We start from the raw sequence: 24,743 nt of genomic DNA on the forward strand, positions 1-24,743 counted from the left end.
ATGTTCGAATAATGTTTAACCTCTTGAAAATTGTTCTGGATAAATAAACTCCAGCAAGGTTGCGCAGTCTTTGCTCACCTCTTTCCAGGAATTGACCGAGATTTGTAACAGACAAATGCCTGCGGTAGGCATCGATCCGATCTCGGCATTACTGAGGTACTCAGCCAGATAAGAGACAGTCGGATTATGTCCAACCAAAAGCACAGACCTTACACCTGCATCAATTTTATTTATGAAATTAAGGTAAGAGCGTATCGATGAATTATAGAGCTCTTCTTCCTCAATTACATTTTCAATGCTAACTTTTAATACATCGGATACCAGCGCTGCAGTGTGTCTGGTACGGTTGGCAACGCTCGTATAAATATATTCTGGCTTGAATCCCTGTTTAGACAATTGTGTGCCCATAATCAGTGCTTCTTGTTGTCCCTTTGCAGTCAACTCACGGTCTTTGTCATGCAAATCACCATGAACGTCCTCGGCTTGAGCGTGCCGCATAATATAAAGTGTGCGTTGCATGGAATGAGGGATTTGGTTTGAAACCGTAAAATTAAACATCTTATAAAAAACCACCTGAAGATTATCTTTAATTGAGCTAACATGCTGACAGTTAATAACATGTTACCCCTTCTAAGCGCAGGTTAACAACTAATAACAAGAAAATTGAATTTGATTTTTTAAAAAATTAGAGATATTTGACCCTTCTGATAAAAAAGCATGTCGAAAAACTTAGTAATTGTTGAGTCTCCTGCGAAAGCAAAAACCATTGAAGGGTATCTGGGTAAGGATTATAAAGTAGCCTCCAGCATGGGACATATACGCGACTTGCCGAAGGGTGGAGACGCAATTGATATTGAAAACGGCTACGAGCCGACCTATGAAATAAGTCCTGATAAAAAGGAAATTATATCAAAACTGAAAAAACTGGCAGATGATGCAGAAATGGTTTACCTGGCAAGCGATGAAGACCGTGAGGGAGAAGCTATTTCATGGCATTTAAAGGAGGCACTTGACCTTAGCGATAAGAAAATCAGGCGCATCGTATTCACTGAAATTACCAAGAAGGCAATTCTGAACGCCATTCAAACCCCCCGCGGTATCGATATTGACCTGGTAAATGCGCAACAGGCAAGACGCGTGCTCGACAGGTTAGTGGGGTATCAGCTTTCTCCTATATTATGGAAGAAAATTAAAACTGGTTTATCTGCCGGTCGTGTGCAATCTGTGGCCGTTCGCCTTGTCGTTGAGCGCGAGCGAGAGATCAACGACTTTAATATAACATCATCTTACAAAATCAATGCTTATTTTGATTTAGGAAAGGGTAAAACCCTGGTAGCTGAACTTCCCGAGCGTTTTAAAGAAGAGAAAGAAGCACTGGAGTTTCTGGAATCGTGCAAGGGTGCCAAGTTTAACATCAAAGACTTAATTACCAAGCCTTCAAAGCGTACACCGGCACCACCCTTTACTACCTCAACACTACAGCAAGAGGCTTCCCGTAAACTGGGCTTCTCCGTTACACAAACCATGGTGGTTGCGCAAAAGTTGTACGAAGCAGGTAAGATCAGTTACATGCGTACAGACTCTGTAAACTTATCAGAAGAAGCGTTGGCCAATGCGACACAGCAAATTGTATCGGCTTATGGTAAAGAGTTTGCGCAACGAAGAGTCTTTAAAACAAAATCATCAGGCGCACAAGAAGCCCACGAAGCCATACGCCCCACTGATTTCAGCGTGATGGATCCTGGTATGGACAGTGGTGCTAAACGTTTATATGAATTAATCTGGAAGCGAGCCATTGCATCACAGATGGCTGACGCTGAGTTAGAGAAAACAACAGCCTACATCGGCATATCAACCAATCCAAAAGTATTACAGGCGCAGGGTGAAGTAGTACTCTTCGAAGGATTTCTAAAAGTGTATATGGAATCTGGCGATGATGATGACGAGCAGGAAGACAGCAAAGTATTACCACCACTTAAAGTAGGTCAGGATTTAGTGTTGAATGAGTTAATCGGTAAACAGATTTTCTCTCGCACACCGCCACGCTACACAGAAGCAAGTTTGGTAAAGAAACTGGAAGAGTTAGGTATCGGTCGACCATCAACGTATGCACCAACGATCTCGACCGTGCAAAAAAGAGGTTATGTAGTAAAAGAAGCGAGAGAAGGTGTTGAGCGTAAGTATAATGTATTTAAGCTGGCTAACAATACCCTTAGCAAATCCATAGATACAGAAATAACGGGAGCAGAGAAGAACAAATTGTTTCCTACCAATACAGCCATGATTGTTAACGACTTCCTCGTTGACAACTTTCCTGATATTACTGACTACTCCTTTACTTCTGAAATTGAAAAAGAGTTTGATGAAATTGCAGAGGGTAAGTTAGATTGGAGACGCATGCTGGATAATTTTTACCAGCCTTTCCACAAAACAGTGCTTAAAACAGAAAAGATCGAACGCTCTGAAGTGGGTAGAAGCAGAGAGCTGGGCGTTGATCCTAAAACCAATAAAATGGTTTATGCAAAACTTGGTCGTTTTGGTGCCTACGTTCAATTAGGCGAAAACCCCGATGACAATGGTGGCGAGAAACCTAAGTTCGCCAGCTTACGTCAAGGACAGTTTTTAGAAAACATTGCATTGGCAGATGCAATGGAGCTCTTCAAGATGCCGCGTGAAGTGGCTCAGTTTGAAGACAAACCGGTGGTGGTCAACTTAGGTCGTTTCGGACCCTATGTTTTACACGATAAAAAATTTGTAAGTATTCCTAAGGACGATGACCCCTATACCATCACAGGAGCTCGTGCGATTGAATTGATAGAAGCCAAGCGTATTGCAGATGCGAATCGTTTAATCAAGAGCTTCCCTGAAGATGCAGAGATGCAAGTATTGAATGGTCGTTTTGGGCCATATATTAAAGCAGGTAAAAAGAATGTAAAGATTCCGAAAGGAACCGAACCGCAATCACTTACCTATGCAGAGTGCAAAGCCTTAGCGGATGCTACACCAGAGAAGAGAGGACGCTTTGGAAGAAAAGCAGCACCAGCGAGTGAGGAGAAAAAGGCACCGGCAAAGACAGCCAAGAAAGCTGGTGCAAAGGCGCCCGCAGTTAAAGTAGCGAAGAAGACAGTGAAGAAAACAGCGACTAAGTCAGCAGCTAAAAAAGCACCAGCGAAGACAGCAGCTAAAAAATCAGGTGTTATTAAAAAAGTGATACCAGCTAAGAAAAAGGCTGCTGCCAAAAAAAGCAAGCGCTAATTTAAGAGTACAGTAAAATTTAAAAGATCGTGGAGAAGTTCACGATCTTTTTTTATGGGTATCAAAGGAGCTGCTCTTCCGAATTTACAATTCGGAAGCATTATCAAAGGATTTTTAATCCGTTACTCTCACCATCGGTTTAATGACTTTTATCCTTTTCATTAAGAACACCTCCACAAAACTTACAATGAACAGCATCAGTATCATGACCTTCCTTGAAACATACCGGGCAACATTGAGTACTCAGCTTCTCCCTGCTTTTTTGTTGTATAATCTCAGCGGATACGATTCCGGTTGGCACGGCAATAATACCATAACCTAGAATCATGATTAAAGCGGCCAGGCTTTGACCGAGATTTGTTTGCGGAGCAATATCCCCATAGCCAACCGTTGTCATGGTAACTATCGCCCAATAAATACTTCTGGGTATACTTGTAAAACCATTTTCACCGCCTTCAATAAGATACATAAGGGTTCCGGCAATAACCACCGAAGTAACAATGGTGATCATAAAGACAGTAATCTTATACCTGCTGGCTTTTAGTGCTTGCAACAACACATTACTTTCTCCAACAAATTTCACCATTTTAAAAATCCTGAAAATGCGCAAGAAACGCAGCACGCGAATAATCATTAAAGACTGAGCACCATAAAAGAAGATGGCCAGGTAACTGGGTAGTATTGAGAGTAGATCGACAATGCCGAAAAAACTGAAAATATAATTACGCTTGTGCTTTACAACAATAAGACGGGCAAGGTATTCAAATGTAAAAATGATGGTAAAACCCCATTCAAACGCGTAGAGTATTTTACCAGCTTCTGCCTGAATACCCAATACACTTTCAAGCATTACGGTAATAACACTTAAAACGATACAGATTAACAGGCTAATATCAAAAAGACGGCCTGCTGTTGTATCGGCTTCAAAGATGATTTCATAAAGTCGATCCTTCCAGTTTTTTGAAGGTTTATTCGTTTGCATCCATCAAGATAGCAAAACAATAGCAACTACTCAGTATTAAAAGACTACCACTAATACAGTATCCTGAACTTAATCGTGTTCTCAATCGCCCGAAGCTCCTTCACAACATCTTTATTATACTCTTTATTGATATCAGTAATCACATAACCAATCTGCTCATTGGTTTTTAAATACTGACCTACAATGTTAATCTCATGCTGTGCCAACACGTGGTTTATCTTAGCCAAAATACCAGGCACATTGTTGTGAATATGAATTAATCTGTGCGCATTATCTAAAATGGGCAAAGTAAGATTAGGGAAGTTTACGCTATTACTGGTGCTGCCTGTGTTGATATAATCCATAAACTTAGCAGGAACAAACTGACCAATGTTTTCCTGTGCTTCCAGTGTAGAACCGCCAATGTGTGGTGTAAGAATCGTATTGGGTAATCCTCTTAAGGGCGATTGAAATTCTTCATCATTGCTAACCGGTTCATAAGGGAAAACATCGATACTACAGCCTGCGATTTTGCCACTTTCGATGTTACTTTTAAGTGCATTGATGTCAACCACATGCCCACGACTCAGATTCATAAAAATAACGCCCTGTTTCATCCAGCCGAATTCACGTTCCCCAATCAGGTTGGTGTTACTGTCTCGACCGTCCACATGCAATGAAACAACATCAGCCTGTTCCAATACCTCCTTTAAAGATTTAAGTTTGATGGCATTCCCCAAAGCGAGCTTTTCTTCTCTGTCGTAATACAATACTTTCATGCCAAGCGATTCGGCCAACACCGAAAGTTGAGCACCAATATTGCCGTAACCTACAAGTCCGAGTTTCTTACCACGGACTTCAAAACTTCCTTTGGCAGATTTATCCCAAACACCCTTATGCATCTTTGCAGATTTATCAGCGATCCCACGAATCAATATGATCATCTCTGCTATGGCCAGCTCTACTACGGAGCGTGTATTGCTAAAAGGAGCATTGAAAACAGCGACACCCTTTTCAGTAGCTGCTTTTAAATCAATCTGATTAGTGCCAATACAAAAAGCACCAATGGCCATTAAGCGATTGGCCTGCTCTAGCACTTTGGCTGTTACTTGTGTTTTAGAACGTATGCCCAGTACAGAAACATTTTTGATCCGCTCGCAAAGTTCAGCTTCTGTCATGGCAGCTGAATAGGTTTCAACATTAAACCCTTCTGCACGCATTAACTCAACGGCTATTGGGTGCACGTTCTCCAGCAATAAAACACTAATTCTGTTTTTAGGGTAGGAGATAGCTGTGTTAAGCTTGTTCAGGTATAAAAACTCGTCCAGACTTGGTGTAATGTGATCGGCCTTACTTAGCACACGTTCGCGTTCTACATTTTCTGTAAAGGCGTAAAACTTGTTAGCGAGTCCGGCAAATTTGATTTCATAATCCGTATACCCATCACCAATTACATATACATCTCCGGGAAGATTCAGACGTTTGAGTTGTTCCACTTTTCCATTATTGGCAGAAAGCGGATTCTCTTTATCAAAGCCAATAACATTACCGTTGTCATCGAAATGAAAGCGATTCGCAAAAATATTTTCTGGCTTAATGCCAAACTCTGTAACGATGGGATCTATAAAAGCATGGAACCCGTTGGAGATGATGTACACCTGATCAGCGTATTCCTGCAAAAACTCTTTGTTGCGTTTGAAAGATTCCGACACCATGCCACGTAAAACAGTCACCAATTGTTCCAGATGCCTTCTGTTGGGTTGCAATAGCGCAATGCGTTTTTCGAGCGATTCACGAAAGGATATGGAACCATCCATACCCTGGTTGGTAATGGCTATAATTTCTTGTTTACGCTTTTCCTGATCTGAAAAATCCTTAAGAGAGATATCGGCCAGCACATCAAAGGCTTCAACTTTGGTAAAAGTGCTATCGAAATCGATTACGAAATACTTACTTGGCTTCATAGTGTGTACAAGCCGAAAGTAAATAAACTCATGTGGTATTAGCGAATGCTTTGCATTCTTTTTATTCAGCTAATGTCTGTTAGTCAATCGTGTATAGTAGCCAGACGTTTTGTGATTTATGAACCAAGGCCGATCTTGTACACCATACATGTAGCTGAAACAGGACATACATTCTTAAATTCTGTTGAGTTTAGAATAGGCGCAGGGGCATGTTCACGACCTATTTTTTGAAAACCCCGGCTTTCAAAAAAACTTTCAGCCGTTTCTGTTAACAGATAGAGTTCGGCTACCCCTAACGACTTTGCTTTGGTGATCAGGTCATGCACAACTTGATGACCAATTTTTTTGCCTCTTTGTTCTTGCTCTACAGCGACAGAACGCAATAAGGCATAACTACCAAAAAGTTCTAGTCCACCTGAGGCTACCAATTGTCTATGATCATCAAGGTAAGACAGGTATACACTGCCTTCCAGTTTTACATCGCTAAAAGGCAGTGCATTTTTTTGTAAAAAGGTCTGGAGTTTTTCCAGCGCAATCTGATCTTGTATCATCTGTAAATTCATAGGGTAATTTAGCAACAACCTGAACCAGGTGCACAATTTTGTGCCAAAGGTTTTTCCGCATAAACCGTTATGCTATAAATGCCAATGGACCCCGATTTATAATTATTAAATTCCTCCGCGCTCAAATAATTGCTAAGAATTTCATCCGGAATGGTGATCTTCTTTTCTTTCTGAATTTGCAGGTTAGTAAAACCAGCATCCTTAATGGCCAGCAAATAATCCACCTCTTGAATAGCACCCGAAACACAGCCTGCATACATCTCGGCACTCTTTTTAAGACCTTCAGGCAGTTCGCCTCTCAACACAATATCAGAAATACTGAAATGCCCACCTGATTTAAGGATGCGATACGTTTCTGAAAATGCCTGTTGTTTATTGGGCACAAGATTCATCACGCAGTTGCTTACCACTACATCGGCAATGTTTGCACTCAATGGCATTTTTTCAATGTCACCCTGGCGAAACTCTACATTATTATACCCCAGCTTATCAGCATTGATTCGGGCTTTTTCAATCATCTTCTCGGTAAAGTCGATGCCAATCACTTTCCCTTTCTCTCCAACAACTGAACGCGCCACAAATGCATCATTACCTGCTCCTGATCCTAAGTCGACAACGGTATCGCCTGCTTTTATATGTGCATGTTCAGTGGGAAGCCCGCAACCCAGTCCTAAGTCAGCATCTGCCGCATAGCCCTTCAGTTGTGTGTAATCATCCGCCATAATTGCATTGTCGATGGTAGCGCAACCACATGTGGCGCCACAACAACTGGAAGCATTAAGTTCGCGATCCTGTTCAGCAATTTCGCTGTACTTGTCTTTTACAATTTGTTTGAGTTGTTCTGCGGTTTCCATAGGTAAGTTCTTTAAGTATATTATCGTAATATTGCGATCAATTCGGGTAAAAAATTTTAGCAGCACTTAGCTGGCTGGTAACTATCAAAGAGCCGTTGTAAAACCTGCTGTGCTTTGGCCCAGGCAACTTCATCAATACAATAGCAAACACTCGGTCCCTCTATATCGCCCTTCACCAATCCTGCATTTTTCAACTCTTTTAAGTGCTGAGAAACCGTTGATTGAGAGAGAGGAAGCTCATCTACAATGTCGCCACAAACACAAGCTTTACGCTCAGCCAGGAACTGTAAAATGGCAATGCGGGCAGGATGCCCCAAAGCCTTGCTCACCATGGCTAATTCATTTTGCGTTTGACTAAAAGCCTCTGTTTTTGTTAGTCCCATACCTTGTTAATCGTAATTTACCGATAAAGGTTTCAATAAATTAAAAAAACCATCCCTTGGGAGGATGGTTTTTTAATTCAATTGACTGATTATCAATTCTTTCTTTTTAATACTTTTTCAGCAGCGGCTACAATGTTCTCAGGCCCTAAGCCATATTTTTTAAGTAATTGGGCAGGTGTTCCGCTTTCACCGAAGGAGTCATTCACCGCGACCATTTCAATCGGGCGGGGGTTAAAGCGCGCCAACACCTGGGCAACACTGTCTCCTAAACCACCATTCATCTGATGCTCTTCGCAAGTAACTACACATCTTGTTTTTTCTACTGAAGCCAAAATGGCCTCAACATCTAAAGGCTTAATGGTATGGATGTTTATGATTTCTGCGCTGATGCCTTTTTCGGCAAGCATTGCTTCGGCTTCAATGGCATTCCAAACCAAATGGCCACAAGCAAAAATGCTCACATCTTTACCTTCAATTAATTTATCCGCTTTACCGATTGTAAATGGGCGATCAGGTGCCATAAATACAGGCCAGCTTGGTCTTCCGAAACGCAGATAAGCCGGGCCTTGGTGTTGTCCCAAGGCAATGGTTGCTGCTTTTGTCTGATTGTAATCGCAAGGCACAATGACAGTCATGCCGGGTAGCATTTTCATCATACCAATATCTTCCAGTATCTGGTGCGTTGCGCCATCTTCACCTAACGTAAGCCCTGCGTGAGAGGCGCAGATTTTAACATTTTTATGTGAGTAAGCTACAGATTGACGAATCTGGTCATATACCCTGCCAGTGGAGAAGTTAGCAAAGGTTCCGGTGAAAGGAATTTTGCCACCAATGGTCATTCCAGCAGCCATACCAATCATATTGGCTTCGGCAATACCGATTTGAAAGAAGCGTTCAGGAAACTCTTTCTTAAAAGCATCCATTTTAAGCGAGCCGGTAAGGTCAGCACAAAGGCCGACTACGTTTGGATTTTGCTTACCTAATTCCAATAAACCAACTCCAAAGCCGGAGCGTGTATCTTTCTTTTCTGTGAAGCTGAATTTTGTCATGATGCTTTTGTTTGCAGCGCGAAAGTCGCAAAAAATATAACCTCACCCAAAAGGTGTTAAAATTTTGTTAAAATGGTTTTTTCTGAAGGTTTAGATAAACACTAGACGGTTCTTATCGTAAAAGCTTAGTATTTGAATCCAACTAACCACTCATGACTAACTCCATGTCGAAAACCAATAAGCGCATGCTTTTATGGTTCATTATTGCACTCATCATTGCTTTAATCCCCTGGCTGGCCATTGCTCAATCAAAACCCATCGAAAAACAGAAGTTTCATTTTAGCGAACCGGGTGAAACTAAAGCAGGGTATACGCAAGCTGTAAAAGTGGGCAATACCCTTTACATTTCGGGTATTCCGGGTATCGACCCTGATATGGGTATTTCGCTGAAGCAAGTATATGATGGTCTGCAGAAGACCTTGGCACACTATGGAGCTACTTTTCAAAATGTAGTGAAAGAAAATTTGTATACCACTGATATTGAGGCTGTAAAGAAGAATAATGAAGTGAGAAAAGCTTATTATCAGGGGGACTTTCCTGCGGCTACCTGGTTGCAAATTGACAGGCTATACATGCCTCAGGCGAATCTTGAAGTTGATTTGATTGCCATACTGGATGAGTAAGTCCGTAGTGTAGCATTATCCATTTCCTCAAGGCCCTGGCTAGTTGATTTAATCACTTGCAATGCTATCTTTGCGCGCTTAAATTGACATTTCATGAAGAACGTATCCTTGGTCCTTAACGCTGTTTTGCTGGTAGCAGTGGCTGTTTTGTATTATTTGCACTTCTCAAGCCCGAAGGCTTCAACAACTGGCGGTGATGGTGGTGTTTTATTGCAAGACGCTAAAATTGCTTATATCAACTCTGATAGTGTACTTAAATATTATGAATACCTGACTGTAAACAGAACTGAGCTTGAATCAAGAGGTCTGCAAATGGAACAGGATTTCCGCAACAGAGCACAGAGCCTTCAAAACGATGTTGCTACTTACCAGCGCACAGTGAACAACATGACCTTTGGTCAGGCTAAAGCCGCTGAAGAAGAATTGACGAAAAAACAACAAAACCTTCAATTGTATCAGCAAAGTCTTTCTCAGCAATTGGCAATGGAAGAAGGCAAATTGAATAAAGAGCTTTACGATAGAATTACGGCTTTCCTGAAAGATTATGCCAAGCAAAATGATCTGCAGGTGGTGCTAAAATACGATCCTACCAGCGATGTATTGTTTGGTGGTGAAACACTGGATATTACCAAGCCTGTTATTGATGGATTAAACAGTGCTTACAAAAACGAAAAGGCAGGCGTTAAAAACCCTTCCGATACTACCAAGACAAAGTAAGCTATGACTTAGTTTGACAAAAAGACCGGCATAATGGCCGGTCTTTTTGTTTTTAAGTACAAGCTTTCATTATATTTAGCAATACTAAAAAAAGCATCCCATCGTGTTTAACTCCTTTTTTGCACGAATCTGGTCCGGTAGCCAGGAATCGAAGCAGGTAAGCCTCATGTTGGCCACCGGTTTCTTCATGGGGATATTTATTGCTACCTATCAAATTACAGCAGACTCTCTATTCCTTAGCCGATTGGGCGATCAGCTCAATAAAGCATTCTTAATTGCAGGCGCCTTAGGTATTTTAACTACAGCCGTCTATTCCTTTTTTCAGAGCAGAATAAGGTATACTACATTGACTATTAGTGCCGTAATGCTGATTTCTGCATTTACGGTGGGTGTTTATTATCTGCTACATGTCAGGGTTGATCTAGAAGAGACACTCATCTTCGCGCTCTATTGTATGTCAGGGCCTTTAACGGCTATTCTATTGCTGAGCTATTGGGGAACCTTCGGTCGACTCTTTAATTTCAGACAATCAAAAAGAATCATTGGTTGGATTGATGCGGGACAGTTGATTGCTGCCATCTTAGCTTCTTTCGTAATTCCACTTACCTCTCCCTTTGTACCAGACACGACTAACTATTTGTTGTTGTGTGCTATCAGCATCTTAATTGTATCCATTCTGCTCTTTGTCATTTCTTCAAACTTTAAAATGGCCAAAGACGATCCAAAGGACGATAGCGATGGTGTGGTAGAAAGCAGTGAAACCTCATTGATAAGTATTGTAAAAGATCCCTATACGCGCATCTTGTCTGTTTTCCTCTTGGCGTCCATGTCAGTATACATCCTGTCGCAATTTTCATTTCAGCAGGTGGTGCAGCAGCAATACCCGGACGAAAGGCAGCTGACAAACTTCATGGCCTTTTTTATGGGTGCGGTGTACATTCTGAGTCTAACCATGCAGACTTTTGTTAACCATCGCATTATTAGCAATTATGGTTTAAAGGTCTCTCTCTTTATTCTTCCGGCAGTTATTGGCTTGTTCGCCTTTTCTTCTGTGGGTACTGGCCTTTTCTTTGGAGACGATGCCTCACAAAGTGGTTATGTATTTTTCTTTGTGTCGGTGGCCTTAACCCGTTTGTTTAGCTGGACCCTGCGTGATTCGCTGGAGAATCCTGTATTCAAACTATTCTTCATTCCCTTAGACAGTCGCTTGCGCTTTACCATCCAATCTAAAGTTGAAGGTACTTTTAATGAGATAGCGCGTTTTCTTTCAGGCTTACTGCTTTTTGGTGTAGCCCTGCTGCCCTTCTTTAAGGTGGTGTATATCATGGGTTTCTTACTCGTACTTACTGCGATCTATTTGGTTATTGTAAACAGATTATACCAGGGCTACAGAGGTAAAATTCACGAGAAACTTGAAAGCGTAAACATCACACAAGAGAAGTTGGAAAGAGGTTATGCAAGACTTACTTCCACCTTAGAGAATTTTTTACGTGTACCAGAATCCGCGAAAGCCGTTTTCTCTTTTAAATTATTAGAGAAAATCAATGCTGGGCAAGTACCGGGATGGATTAATATCCTGATGCGAAACTCAGATGATGCCGCCAGAAACTACGCACAGCATCGCATGAATGAGTTAAAGGGACTCTCAGTTTCCGATAAGTATGTTATAAAGGGGGATCGCGAAGAGGGGAGTGGCAAACAGGTGTTGAGTAAGGCTGACCTTCAGATGATCATTGAGAACAACGGAGAAATAACGAAATCCCGTGTTCAGAAACTGACAAGATCTTTCGATGCCAACGACAGGCAATATGCAGCGGAATTATTGCTACACACCGCTAAAGATGAATCAACATCTTTTTTAATGGAGTTATTGACGGACTCAGAACATAAAGTAAGAAACACCGCCATTAAAACGGCTGTGCAACGCTATAATGCAGAAGTAATCAATGCCCTGATTGAAAATCTGGGCAGCGCTAACTACAGTAACCAGGCTTTAAACGCTTTACTTTTGATTGGCGAACCTGCATTGGTTGCTTTGGATTCTGCTTTTTACCGCAGTGGTCAAAGCACACAAATTATGCTGCGCATTATACAGGTAATGGGAAGAATCGGTGGTGCAAGGGCGCGTGATATGTTGTGGCAAAAAATTGATTATCCAAACAAGGTAATTGTATCCAAAGCACTGATTGCTTTGGGTGAGTGTGGTTTTAAAGCAGGCATTTCGCAAATATCACGCATTAAATACGCGATAGAGTCTGACGTGGCCGACATTCGCTGGAACCTGAGTGCTTTGCAGGAAATGGAAAACCACGGCATCTATAGGGATATAGCACAGGCTATCCGTTGGGAAATCCAGAATGATATAGAGCACATTTATATGTTGCTCACCATGTTATATGACACTCACTCCATCCAGCTGGTAAAAGAAAATATTGATAGTGGTACACCCGAAGGCATTGCCTATGCCATTGAATTGCTGGACGTATTCTTATCCGATCAACTAAAACAGAGGGTTATTCCTGTATTGGATGATCTCACCGACAGCGAGAGAATAAACCGACTAGAAGACATCTACCCACGCGTCCGCTTAGATGCTAAACTTGTCATAAAATTCCTGATCAACAGAGATTTTACGCAGACCAATCGTTGGACAAAAGCATGCCTAATCTATCAGATAGGGCTTTTAAAAGTCAGGGATTTTCAAATGGATCTGATCGCTCAACTCTTCAATCCTGATGAACTTATCAGTGAAGTGGCGGCCTGGTCTCTATACCAGTTCAGCCCGCAGGCGTATGAAGAAAACACAAAACGTTTGGGGATTATCAGAAAACGTAAACTTGACCATTCCATACTTCAAAAGGGCGGAAAAGAAATGCTTTTTGAACGCATACTTTTCCTGAGTAAGATTGAATTATTTCAAAACGTTCCGGGCATTGTGTTATCGTACATTGCCGATATCAGTGATGAAATAGAAGTAAAGGCGGGGGAGGTGCTTATACTTGACGATCAGCAGAATGATTACTTCTACCTGGTTGTTTCCGGTGGACTTGAATTGTTTAAGGGGGGAGAGTTGATAGCACTCTACAGTGACGGTCAATTTATTGGGGAAATGGTTGTGAAGGAAGGCTTTGCCAATTTTAATAGGGTAAGAACCACCCAGGACAGTCTCCTTATGAAGTTCGACAAGAATCAGTTTTATGAATTACTATCAGACCATGTTAAGTTGGCTGACCAGTTTTTAGTGTATATTTAACGAAATGCATTGATTTTCAAGTTTTTTTTATAATTTTTGAAGTTGAGTTAATTTTTTAAACTGAGTTTTTGACCCCTGCTGTCCCCCAAGCAGTTGGCAAGGCGAAAATTCTGCTGAAATGAAAGTACAGCAGGCCCATATCGATAGTCCCTCTAATCTGACCCAGGAATCAATGTTCGACATTGAACCTGGAACGATGAATCCGTTTCCGGGACTGCGACCATTTACGATAGATGAATGTCATCTCTTCTTTGGCAGAGAGGGGCAATCAGATGAAATATTACTTAAACTATCTGCTAACCGCTTTGTAACCGTTATGGGTTATTCGGGTAGTGGTAAGTCTTCCTTAATGTATTGCGGTTTGGTGCCGGTCCTCTATGGAGGCTTTATGACACAGACCGGCCCGCATTGGCAAATCATTACCTCCCGACCAGGCGCTTCACCCATACAAAGCCTTACCCAATCTATTGTTGACCATTTATTGGTAAGAGAAAAGATAGATGTGGCAGATGTTGAGATACATCGTTCCATTATCAGCTCTGTGCTCAGGAGTAGTTCTAATGGTTTGGTGGATATTGCCAAATACCTTCAGGATGAGCGAGACGAGAACGTTTTCTTTCTGGTCGATCAGTTCGAAGAACTTTTCAGGTACGCAGAAAATGTTAATACGGACGAATCTTTTAACGAAGCACAGGCTTATGTTAATCTTGTGCTTACGGCCGTACAGCAGACCAGAGTACCGGTTTACATAGCCTTGACCATGCGATCTGACTTTATCGGATCATGTTCAATTTTTCCTGGCCTGACCACACTCATTAACCATAGCAACTACCTGGTTCCGCAAATGACGCGCGATCAGAAAAAAATGGCTATTGAAGGACCAATTGCTGTTGCCGGTGGACGCATTTCACAGCGTTTGGTAAAGCGTATCCTCAATGATGTTGGTAACGAACAAGATCAACTCCCCATTATCCAGCATGCGCTTATGCGTACCTGGGATTATTGGCTGATCAACAGAGACCCAAGTGAGTCGATAGACATTCGGCACTATAATGCAGTAGGTAAAGTAAGTCAGGCACTTTCTCAACACGCCAACGAAGCTTTTGAGGAACTTAATGCGCGTGAAAAAGAAATAGCTGAGGTACTTTTCAAAAGTATCACAGAAAAGCGTCAGGATAACAGAGGCACAAGAAGACCCAGTAAAATATCATTGCTAAGTGAGTTGGCAGAAGCTGACGAACAGGATGTGATCAGAATTGTAGACCATTTCCGCAAGTCTGGGAGATCGTTCCTGATGCCTTCAGCACACATTCCATTACATTCAGATTCACTTATTGAGCTTTCGCACGAAAGTTTAATGCGGATATGGACGCGCTTGAATGTTTGGGTAGCAGATGAATATGAGTCTGCACAAATGTACAAGCGTTTGTCAGATGCAGCAGCCATGTACCAAATCGGTAAAACCGGTTTGTGGAGGCCCCCAGATCTTCAGTTGGCGTTGAACTGGCAAAAGAAACAAAAACCAACGCGTGCCTGGGCACAGCGTTATGATGAAGCCTTTGAGCGTGCCATCGTTTTCCTTGATTCAAGCAGAATTACATATGAGGCAGAACTCAAGAATCAGGAGCTGCTGCAAAAACGCCAATTGCGCAGGGCGCGAATCACAGCTATTGTATTGGGTGGTGCCACTATTGTTTCAATTTTGTTTTTGGTGTTTGGTTACACACAGCGTTTAGAGGCCTTGCAACAAAAAGAATATGCAGAGCAACAAAAAGTAGTAGCAGAACAAAAATCAAAAGAAGCAGAAGAGTCACTGGAGTTAGCTATACTCAGAGAGAAAGAAGCCACCAAGCAAAAGAACATTGCTGAAGACGCCAATAAGAAATTGGCAGAAGCATTACAAAGAGTGCAAGCAGCCGTGTTGGCAGAAGAAGCGGCTAAGGTTGATGCAGAGAGAAATCTCTTGCTAGCCCAGCAAGAGAGAGACACCGCCAAAGTGCAAAGAAGAAAAGCAGCCGACAACCTTGTTACAGCCAGACGAGAATATGAGCGTGCCGACAAATTGCTGATGTTGACCAAAGCCAGGGCTATGGCAGGGGTTTCCATTCAAATGGATGATGATAAAAACCTGGCAGGTCTGTTGGCAAAACAAGCTTATATTTTTAACACAAGGCATGAGGGTAAAAAATATGACCCATTTATCCATAATGCACTCTATACTGCACTTACTCGCATAAAAGGAAGTAGTTATAATGCACTACGTGTTCCAGGGGTATCCAGAAACAGAATTAATTCAGTAGCAGTTTCATCAAATAGCAATACGTTTTATGCTGCTGGTGCAGATGGCAGAATTTTTAAAGGCGATTTGGATAATCAAGACATCGCGCCAACAGCTATGGAGAATCGTTTCCCCAATAGAGTTGTGGCACTCTCTAAAGATGATCGCTACTTATTAAATGCAGGTGACTCCTCTTTTGTGCAGATATTCGACCTTCAGAAAGAGAAGGCTAAGCCTTTGGTGGTTAAGTTAGGTGCCTTAGTACATGACGCAGAAGTAATGCCGAATGGGCAGGGCTTTCTGGTTGCCACAGCAAATGCTGTATGGACTGTTAGCAGTGCAGGTGCAACTAGAAAAATTATTTCTTCAAGTGCTGCCATTAAATCACTTCACGTAAATAAATCCGGTACCTTAGCTGTAGGAGGTACCTGGTCTGGTAAATTGTTGCTGATTGATCTTGCTAAAAATGAATTCGAAACACTGTATGAAGATCCGGCCAGCAGAATTACCTCAGTGAAGTTTCATCCTTCAGATACATTGATTGCTTTCGGAACAGAAGAACTGAGCAACAAGCGTGGTTTGGTTAAGTTTTATGGCTTAAATTCAAGAAGTCTTGGCAGACAGTTTACCGGACACAAAGCAGCTGTATATGATATTGAATTTAGCCCGGATGGTGAGCTGCTGGCCAGTGCCGGTTCAGATAAACGTCTGCAGATGTGGGTGATTAGAAACCTGGAGGACTTGCCTGTAGTAATGGATAATAATGATGGTTTTATCTGGGACATTGCTTTTGCAAAAGGATCGGACTACCTCATTACAACTACTTATGAATCTGAAATCCGGATATGGCCTACAGATCCTGCAATTCTTCAGAATGAAATTTGTTCAAAACTTGACCGAAACATGACACGCTACGAATGGGAAACTTACGTAGGAAAAGATATTAAACAAGAGATAACATGTGTTGGCTTATTGATAGACGACTACTAGCAAAAAGGTGGTTGGCAATAAGCATACTCTGCATGCTGATGTTAACCCCTTCATTTGCTCAGGATAAGTGTGACCCGGAGAGTACACTATCCCTGGCTACAGATGAATTTAATGCAGGACATTTCTTTGGACTGGAAGCCATTCTGAAGCCCTGTATTAGTAACAAAACCTTTACAAAAGAACAGTTGGTGCGTGCCTATCAATTATTGACGCAGACTTATCTCATTCTTGAAAATCCTGTGGCGGCAGAAGAAAGTTACCTCAGCCTGTTGAGTGCAAATCCAGAATACATAAGCAATCCGGAAAGAGATCCGATTGATGTTGTATATCTCAGCAAAAAATTTACAGCTACACCTATCTTTTCATGGTTTGCACATGTTTCAGGCAATAGCACAATAACTCGTGTTATAAATGATCACCAGGTTAATGTGGGGAGTAATCAGCAATACACAATAAAACCGCGCTGGTCTGCTGGCGGTGGCATTATCTGGAATTATAACGACAGGTGGACTGCAGAACTGGGTCTCGATTTTTCAAGTAATGCCTTTGGCTATTATGAAGATCGAATATTTGTTGACGATAATTTAACCATGACAGAAACCCAGCTGTCTTTACAAATACCTTTGTCAATTAAGTATACGCACATCAGACAAGGTCTAAGTCCTTATGCATACGCAGGCTTGTCTGCAAGTTTATTACTGGCATCAAATCAGAGTTTTCTCTTTGTAGATAAAACACCGGGTGCCACTGTCGGAGAGGGGCTTGAACAAAGCCTTGAGTTAGAACTGAATAATAGATTCAGAAGAGATGCTATAAACAGGGCCGCACATATTGGCGCAGGCTTTCGGTGGAAGTATAAACTTGATTACTTATTTGTTGATGTCCGTTATGCATTTGGATTTAACAACATTGTCAGAAATAATAATTTAGTACGTGACAGGAGTGACATCTTTCCTACGGGCGCCTCAGCGTTAAAGGTCGGTTATGTAGATGATTATTTCAGATTGGATCAGGCCACAATAACGATTGGTTATATTAAACCAATTTATAAACCAAGAAAACTGAAAAGAGCAAGAACCACCCGAGGTGTTTTAAAAAATGTAAAAAATCAGACCAATGAATAAACTGCAAAACATACGATTAGCCATGTTTGCAATTATTTGCCTGATGAGCTGCGAAACGGAAAAATCTGTTAATCCGGATTTTAGAAATTATTTTGTTAAGTACTACGGAGATGCAGGGAACCAGCAAGGTGTGGATATGGTGGTGAATGATGATGCAACAATCTTCCTGCTTGGCAACACTGAAAAGAATAATGAGAATAGATTTTTTGTAACAAAAATCGATACAGCAGGTAACATCCTGTTGAAGAAAACTTTTGGCGAAGGCGGCTTAGTTATTGAATCAGCCATTGATATTGAAAAAACAAATGACGGCAACTTTATTATAGCCATTCAAAGAACTGCATCACCAGGAAACAGAGACACTAAACTGCTGCTAATTTCTCCAGACCTGGTAAGATTGGATTCAACGGTTTTTGATAATACAGTAATAAGTAATAGTCAGGGTGATGAAGCAGTTGTTTCAGTTACGCCCTACCAGTTAAATGGCGAAACTGGCTTCTTAGTCACAGGCAGTACCACTTTGGTTAATACTCCTGGCGATCAGACGGACCCATTCACATACAAAGTAGATCAAAACCTGACCCTGGATCCCTTCTGGGTTACTAATCCTGGTAATAATGGGAGCCTGGATCAGGGTATTAAAATAGTGACGCGACAAACTGGTTTTTTGCTTTTTTTGAATACCAATCCTGAATCTAGTGCTTCCAGAACAGGATTTCATCTACAACCCATAGAAGCAGATGGGGATGCCACTACGGAGGGAAGCATAGGCTTTGCCCGGATTTCTGAGTCAGGTGATCAGGAGTTTTTGCAGCAAGTGGTGAGCAATCCTGGTAATGGGGACTATTTGTTAGTGGGTAACAGAATCAGCGCTGGATTTTCGCAGGTTTACTTTGTTGCCATGACTAACTCATTAGGTTTTGTACCAACACAGCATAGAAACGCAGGAAACCAAACTGTGGGATTGAACAGTCTTGAAGGTGCGTTTTCAGGTGTTTCAGTGGCACCCTCGAGCCAAACAGGGTATTTATTGGTGGCAAATCAGGAATTGAACCTGGGAAATGAAGTAACCAGCAATATTGTTTTAGCTCGTCTCAGATTTTCCGGAGAAGTAGTATGGACTACCCAATTTGGTGTAGATGATAGTTATAAGGCTGCAAAAGTAGAGGAGTTGCCTAATGGAAAGATTTTGATTGTCGGGACAGGAACATTGGGTAATCAGGAAAAAATGATGCTATTAAAGGTTAATTCAGAAGGGCAGTTTTTGAACTAGATTTATTACTGTTTTTTGGGTTACTTTTGAAGTTATTTTAATATTTAAACAGTTAGTTGGCTGCTGTATTGTTGTTTTAGAAACAAGAACTGTAAATCGCTTGGTAAAGGCAGTTTTTCCACGATAAATACGGTTCGGTAAAGATATTCCCCAGATGTCTGCTGAAACATAAACAAGACACATGCTGATCTCCTGTTATTATGTTTTGAAGCCTATTCTTAAAAAACAAACCTTTGAAAAAAGTCTTTACTACATTTCTACTTAATAACTGGGGTAAGCCATTGGCAGTATTTATTTTACTGTTAGCAGGCGGAGAGACTTTCGGACAAGCTACCTATCGCAGCAATGCATCGGGTAATTGGACCAACGCAGCTACATGGACACTTTTCTCAGGGGTTGACGGGGACGCAGATGGTATTCCTGATGCCAACGATGATGTTGTCATTCTAAACACACATACGGTTACTGTAAGTGATGGATCAGCTCCTCCATCCACCCACGAATGCAATGATATTACAATAAACAATGGAGGAACCCTTAGAACCAATTCAGGCACAACAGTAAGAACGCTAAATGTTACAGGCAATTTTACGATTGATGCAGGAGGAACATATACAGTCAATGATGTAGGTGGAACGGTTGAACACTTTCTAAATCTTAATGGAGATTTTACCAATAATGGAACATTTACCTCAGCCATCAATGCCACAACGGTTCAGGTCACTTTCAATGGAACAAACCAGACGATAGGTGGTACTTCAGCTTCTACTTTTCGTAACGTAATAATCGCTACAGGCTCAAGTACAATCACAAACATTGCCACCACTATCGTAGGTAATCTGACTATCCAAAACGGAGCTACATTTGAAGTGCCCGGCTTTAACTTCACCACCAATGGAACAACTACGATCGGAGGAGGAACAAGTGGTTCTTTGTTAATTTCAGGTGCAGCGGGAACAAAACGCTTTGATGGCTTAGTCACATTAAATGCAGGCGCTATTTGGAATAATTCGGCCAATGAAGACATCAATTTCAGAAATGGTGTTTCAAAAAACGCAAGTGCAAGTTTTACTGCGGGCACGGGCATTTACTCCTTTACAAGTAACAACCAGGCACTAACAGGAACATTTGTAATCCCTAATGTAACGGTAACAGCAATAACGCTGACTAATAATAATTTGCTGACTGTTGAGACTGCCTTGAGTGGAACAGGAGGTTTAACGCAAGCAGGAAATGCGGTGCTCAATATCGGAGGCTCATCGGGTATAACAACACTAACCGCTACAGCTGCGGGTAATACTGTTAATTATACAGGGGGAACACAAACAGTCCATAGTAATACTTATGTAAATCTTGGCCTTTCAGGAACGAATACAAAGACACTACAAGTAGGAACCACGTCTATTTCAGGAAATCTGACAATGACAGGAACTGTTACATCATCTACAGTAGCAAGTATTACAATTGGTGGTGATTTGTCAATTGGGGATAATTGTTCTTTTACTGTCACAGGTATTGTATTTCAAGTTACTGGTCAAACCATCATCGGTCAGGGCACAAGTGGGGTATTAACATTTTCTGCAACACCATCAGGTAAAACATTTGTTGGATTAGTTACTGTTAACGCAGGAGGGACATGGGATAATACTGCTGGAGAAAGTGTGGTGTTCCGTGGAGGCATTACAAAAAACCCAACAGGTAATTTTAATACAACAGGCACAACAGCTGTTTACACATTTAACACAGCTACACAAACATTGACAGGCTCATTTAACGTGCCGCGCATTACGGTTACAGGGGCAGCTGTAAGGCTGATCAACACAAACGACCTCACAGTAACAACAGCACTGATAGGAACTGGTGGTATACAACAAGGAACAGGTTCAGTATTGAATATTGGTGGAACCTCAACCATTACAGTATTAGATGCTACTACCAGTGTGCCGAATACCGTAAATTATACAGGAGCAGCCCAAACAGTTCATCCCTCTAATTATTCCACGTTGGGTCTTTCGGGTAGTGGCACCAAAACATTGCAAGCTGGCACAACCTCCATCAGCGGGAATTTTAACCTGTCAGGTACAACCTCTGCAACAGCAGTAACTGGACTTGATATAGATGGTTCAGTATCTATAGGAAACGGCACGACCTTAAACGCAGCCTCGTTTACACATACAATAGCTGGAGACTGGACGGATAATGGTGGGACATTTACACCTGCAACAAGTACAATAACATTTGACGGAACCGGCCCCCAGGCGATTAACGGAACTGACGCAACTCAATCATTTAATAATATTATCATTGCAAAAACAGTAGGACAGGCACTCAGTGTTAGTGGTAGTACAACAACATTAAATGTTGCAGGGTTTACCCAAACAACAGGTAATTTCAATAGCCCCGCTTTACTGGATGTTTCAGGGGCATTCACATTAAGCGCAGGGACTCATACAGGCGGAACCACGACAAATATTGGCGGAAATTTCATAAATAATGGTGGATCTTTTGTCGGAGGTACCGGCACGGTGATTTTCGATGGCACAATTCAATCAATAGGGGGATCAACCAGTACTACTTTCAACAACCTTTCCACAAGTGGAAGTACAAACACCTCAACAGGAATAGCCACGGTCATCAATGGAAATCTATCTATTGGGGATGGTACTACATTTACCGTAGCCGGCTTTGATCTCACTGTTAGTGGTACTACAACAATAGGTGCAGGTGCAAGTGGCATATTAGCAATCACTTCCACCACAGGCACAAAGATTTTTGAAGGACTCGTACTTATCAATTCCAACGGCTTTTGGAATAATTCGGCCAATGAAGCAATAACCTTTAGAGGAGGCATTGCGAATAATTGGCTCTTCACGGCTGGATCTGCTTTACAAACTTTCGATACCAACAATCAGGCTTTGTCCGGAACCTTATCAATTCCATCCATGGCGATTAATGGTGTTACACTGACCAACAATGGGTCAGTAGGTATCAGCACAAGCTTAAGTGGGACTGGTAATTTTACACAGGCTGTAGGAGCGACACTTAATCTGGGCGGTACACTATCTATTGCTTCGCTGACAGCAACTGCGGCTGGAAATACAATTGAATATACTGGTGCAAGTCAGACAGTTTTTCCAACGGATTACTTTAATCTATTGATTAATCAAAATTCAGGAGAGGCTTCATTATCGGGTGATGCATCAGTTAGCAATACACTAACGCTTACTGCTCGTAATCTTAACCTGAATGGTAATAATCTTACACTCGGCTCTTCTGCAAATGCCATTGCTGGTGGTCCTTTTTCTTCAGCAAAAATGATTATTGCTACAGGAGGCAGCGAAGTACGAAAGATTTTTGCGGGAGCAGGTACTTTTAGTTTTCCTATCGGTGATAACACAGGAGCTTTAGAGCATTCACCCATTCAGCTAACATCAAGTGGGGCCTCAACTATTGGTGTCTCAGTTGTTGATGCAAAGCATCCGAACAACGCAAGTACAGCTAACTTTTTAACCCGATACTGGAATGTATCCGCTTCCTCTACAATTTCGGTTGATCTGATTGCAGGCTATGTTAATCCTGACATTACGGGTACAGAGGCTCAGATCAATACTGCGCAATTAGAAGGAATTTTCGATAGGAATACAAACCCTTGGGTAAAATCTACTGCATTAGATGCAGCCAACAATGAGGCCGAATTTACTGGAGCTATTTTGACAGCAGGGCAAACCTCTGCATTCACAGGTATTCTGGGCGCTGGTCCAACTGTAATTATTAATATAGGCGCGGGCACTGCCATCTGTGAAGGAGAAACAGAAGCAATTCTTGCCTCTGTTTCCAGTGGTGGAGAAGCTCCCTTTACCTATGAGTGGAGTCCCGCAACAGGTCTATCGGCTACTAACAGTGCAAATCCCCAGGCAAGTCCTGTTTCCGATGAAACCTATACCGTAACTGTTACAGACGCGAATGGTATCACGGATGCAGAGACAACAACCATCACGGTAAACCCTTTACCAGCTGCACCTGTCGTGACTTTCACAACCAATACTTACTGTGTTGGTGCAACTATTATACCACCTACAACTGTTGGTTCAGGTTTGCAATGGTGGAGCGATGTAACACTGCTTACATTATTGCCGACTATTGATCCGGCAAACCCTACAGATGCAGAACTTGGTTTTAGTACTGCTGCTGCAGGAACAACAGTTGTATATGTTACACAAACTGTAGCAGGGTGTCGTGGTGCTGCAACCCCTGTAACTTTAACTGTAAGAGCAAACCCTATTGCAGATGCGGGTGCTGTCAGTGTTGATGTATGTGAAGGTGAGTCAGTTGTTTTAGGTGGAAGTCCCACTGCTACTGCCGGTGCGGGAAGCTATACATATAGCTGGAGTCCTGTTACTGGACTTAACAATGCTACAATTGCTAATCCCACACTGACAACCTCATCAGCGGGCAGTCAGATTTATACAGTTACAGTTACAGATGCCAATACATGTCAAAGCACAGATAATATAACAGTTAACACCCTGGCGCGTCCGGCAGCGCCAGTAGTTACCTTCACGCCTTCCACGTATTGTACAGGAGCAACACTTGTTACCCCAACAACTGCTGGAACTGCGTTGCAGTGGTGGAGTGATGTCACATTGTTATCGCCAATAGCAACCGCGTCACCTACCAATCCTACCGGAGCTGAATTAGGTTTTTCTACAGCTTCTGCAGGTATAACAACTGTATTTGTAACACAAACTGTAGGCGGTTGCCGCAGTATTGCTACACCTGTTACACTTAATGTTATTTCAGGTATTACGGCTAGTTTGGTTAGCAATGATGTTGATAATACAATTTGTGATGGAACCACTGTTCTGTTTACGGCAACACCTATTGGGGCTGCTTCTTACGATTTCGTGCTGAATGGAAATTTCGGTACTCCGATACAGTCGGGGGGCTCTAATACTTTTTCAACAAACGCATTAAATGATGGAGATCAATTAGAGGTCGTGGTAACAGGTGGCGGAGGTTGTACAGATGTTAGTAATGCAATAATAAATACGGTAATACCAACTGCTACAGTCGATGTAGTGACGGATCAAACACTTTGTAATGGCGACAACACAACACTTATTACGTTTACAGGCACCAACGCAACAAGCTATACCTGGACGAACAATAATACTTCCATCGGTCTTGCTGCCAGTGGTGTAGGTAACATCAATAGTTTCGTTGCTACCAATACAGGAACATCACCCCTGGTTGCTACCATTACAGTTACGGCCAATAATGGCGCTTGTGTTGGAACATCTCAGGTGTTTACAATTACAGTGAATCCTACGCCAGCGCTGAGCAGCAGTTTAACGCCAGCAGCTATTTGCAGTGGTGCTACCTTTACCTACACACCCACAAGTGCGACTGTAGGAGCTACCTTTAACTGGAGCCGTGCCTTGGTGGCCGGTATCACA

15 protein-coding genes are annotated in these 24,743 nt (G+C 42.0%); 8 read left to right on the top strand and 7 right to left on the bottom strand.

Features of this window, described 5'->3' with window-relative positions; all coding sequences use genetic code 11:
• Positions 1-15: 15 nt before the first annotated feature.
• Entirely contained in the window at positions 16-519 is a 504-nt protein-coding gene (locus ACO1XM_RS14485) for a SixA phosphatase family protein (protein ID WP_486230204.1), read from the bottom strand.
• A gap of 198 nt (positions 520-717) precedes the next feature.
• Between ACO1XM_RS14485 and topA the strand changes: the two genes are divergently transcribed.
• Positions 718-3,255: a type I DNA topoisomerase gene (gene topA, locus ACO1XM_RS14490; protein WP_486230206.1), complete on the top strand. Its 2,538-nt coding sequence runs from the start codon at positions 718-720 to the stop codon at positions 3,253-3,255.
• Positions 3,256-3,394: 139 nt separating this feature from the next.
• On the opposite strand, the gene ACO1XM_RS14495 is transcribed toward topA, so the two are convergent.
• The 6 genes from ACO1XM_RS14495 to ACO1XM_RS14520 form a co-directional block, all read right to left on the bottom strand.
• A complete protein-coding gene (locus ACO1XM_RS14495) occupies positions 3,395-4,237 on the bottom strand; it encodes an ion transporter (RefSeq protein ID WP_486230208.1) in 843 nt (280 codons plus the stop codon).
• A gap of 50 nt (positions 4,238-4,287) precedes the next feature.
• Positions 4,288-6,180: a phosphoglycerate dehydrogenase gene (gene serA / locus ACO1XM_RS14500; protein ID WP_486230210.1), complete on the bottom strand. Its 1,893-nt coding sequence runs from the start codon at positions 6,178-6,180 to the stop codon at positions 4,288-4,290.
• 116 nt (positions 6,181-6,296) lie between these two features.
• Positions 6,297-6,743, bottom strand: a complete 447-nt coding sequence (gene arsN2 / locus ACO1XM_RS14505) for an arsenic resistance N-acetyltransferase ArsN2 (protein ID WP_486230212.1) — start codon at positions 6,741-6,743, stop codon at positions 6,297-6,299.
• An 8-nt stretch (positions 6,744-6,751) separates the two neighbouring features.
• The gene (locus tag ACO1XM_RS14510; RefSeq protein ID WP_486230214.1) at positions 6,752-7,597 is read right to left on the bottom strand and encodes an arsenite methyltransferase; all 846 of its coding nucleotides are present in this window, start codon (positions 7,595-7,597) and stop codon (positions 6,752-6,754) included.
• Between the two features lie 56 nt (positions 7,598-7,653).
• Positions 7,654-7,980: an ArsR/SmtB family transcription factor gene (locus ACO1XM_RS14515; protein ID WP_486230216.1), complete on the bottom strand. Its 327-nt coding sequence runs from the start codon at positions 7,978-7,980 to the stop codon at positions 7,654-7,656.
• A gap of 92 nt (positions 7,981-8,072) precedes the next feature.
• Positions 8,073-9,029: a transketolase family protein gene (locus tag ACO1XM_RS14520; protein WP_486230218.1), complete on the bottom strand. Its 957-nt coding sequence runs from the start codon at positions 9,027-9,029 to the stop codon at positions 8,073-8,075.
• A gap of 164 nt (positions 9,030-9,193) precedes the next feature.
• On the opposite strand from ACO1XM_RS14520, the gene ACO1XM_RS14525 reads away from it, so the two are divergent.
• The 7 genes from ACO1XM_RS14525 to ACO1XM_RS14555 all read left to right on the top strand — a co-directional run.
• Positions 9,194-9,652 (top strand): RidA family protein, encoded by a 459-nt coding sequence (locus tag ACO1XM_RS14525; RefSeq protein ID WP_486230220.1) that lies wholly within the window; start codon positions 9,194-9,196, stop codon positions 9,650-9,652.
• A 93-nt stretch (positions 9,653-9,745) separates the two neighbouring features.
• Complete coding sequence (locus tag ACO1XM_RS14530; protein ID WP_486230222.1) at positions 9,746-10,369, top strand: OmpH/Skp family outer membrane protein; 624 nt, start codon at positions 9,746-9,748, stop codon at positions 10,367-10,369.
• A 103-nt stretch (positions 10,370-10,472) separates the two neighbouring features.
• Positions 10,473-13,622 carry a HEAT repeat domain-containing protein gene (locus ACO1XM_RS14535; protein WP_486230224.1) on the top strand — a complete coding sequence of 1,050 codons (3,150 nt, stop codon included), beginning with the start codon at positions 10,473-10,475 and terminating at the stop codon, positions 13,620-13,622.
• Between the two features lie 118 nt (positions 13,623-13,740).
• A complete protein-coding gene (locus tag ACO1XM_RS14540; RefSeq protein WP_486230226.1) occupies positions 13,741-16,890 on the top strand; it encodes a WD40 repeat domain-containing protein in 3,150 nt (1,049 codons plus the stop codon).
• Between the two features lie 32 nt (positions 16,891-16,922).
• Entirely contained in the window at positions 16,923-18,014 is a 1,092-nt protein-coding gene (locus tag ACO1XM_RS14545; RefSeq protein ID WP_486230228.1) for an outer membrane beta-barrel protein, read from the top strand.
• A complete protein-coding gene (locus tag ACO1XM_RS14550) occupies positions 18,007-19,287 on the top strand; it encodes a hypothetical protein (RefSeq protein ID WP_486230230.1) in 1,281 nt (426 codons plus the stop codon). Before ACO1XM_RS14545 ends, ACO1XM_RS14550 begins: the two co-directional genes overlap by 8 nt.
• Before the next feature lie 233 nt (positions 19,288-19,520).
• The coding region (locus tag ACO1XM_RS14555; protein WP_486230232.1) for a beta strand repeat-containing protein at positions 19,521-24,743 on the top strand (5,223 nt) is incomplete at its 3' end.

Source organism: Chryseotalea sp. (assembly GCF_057350905.1).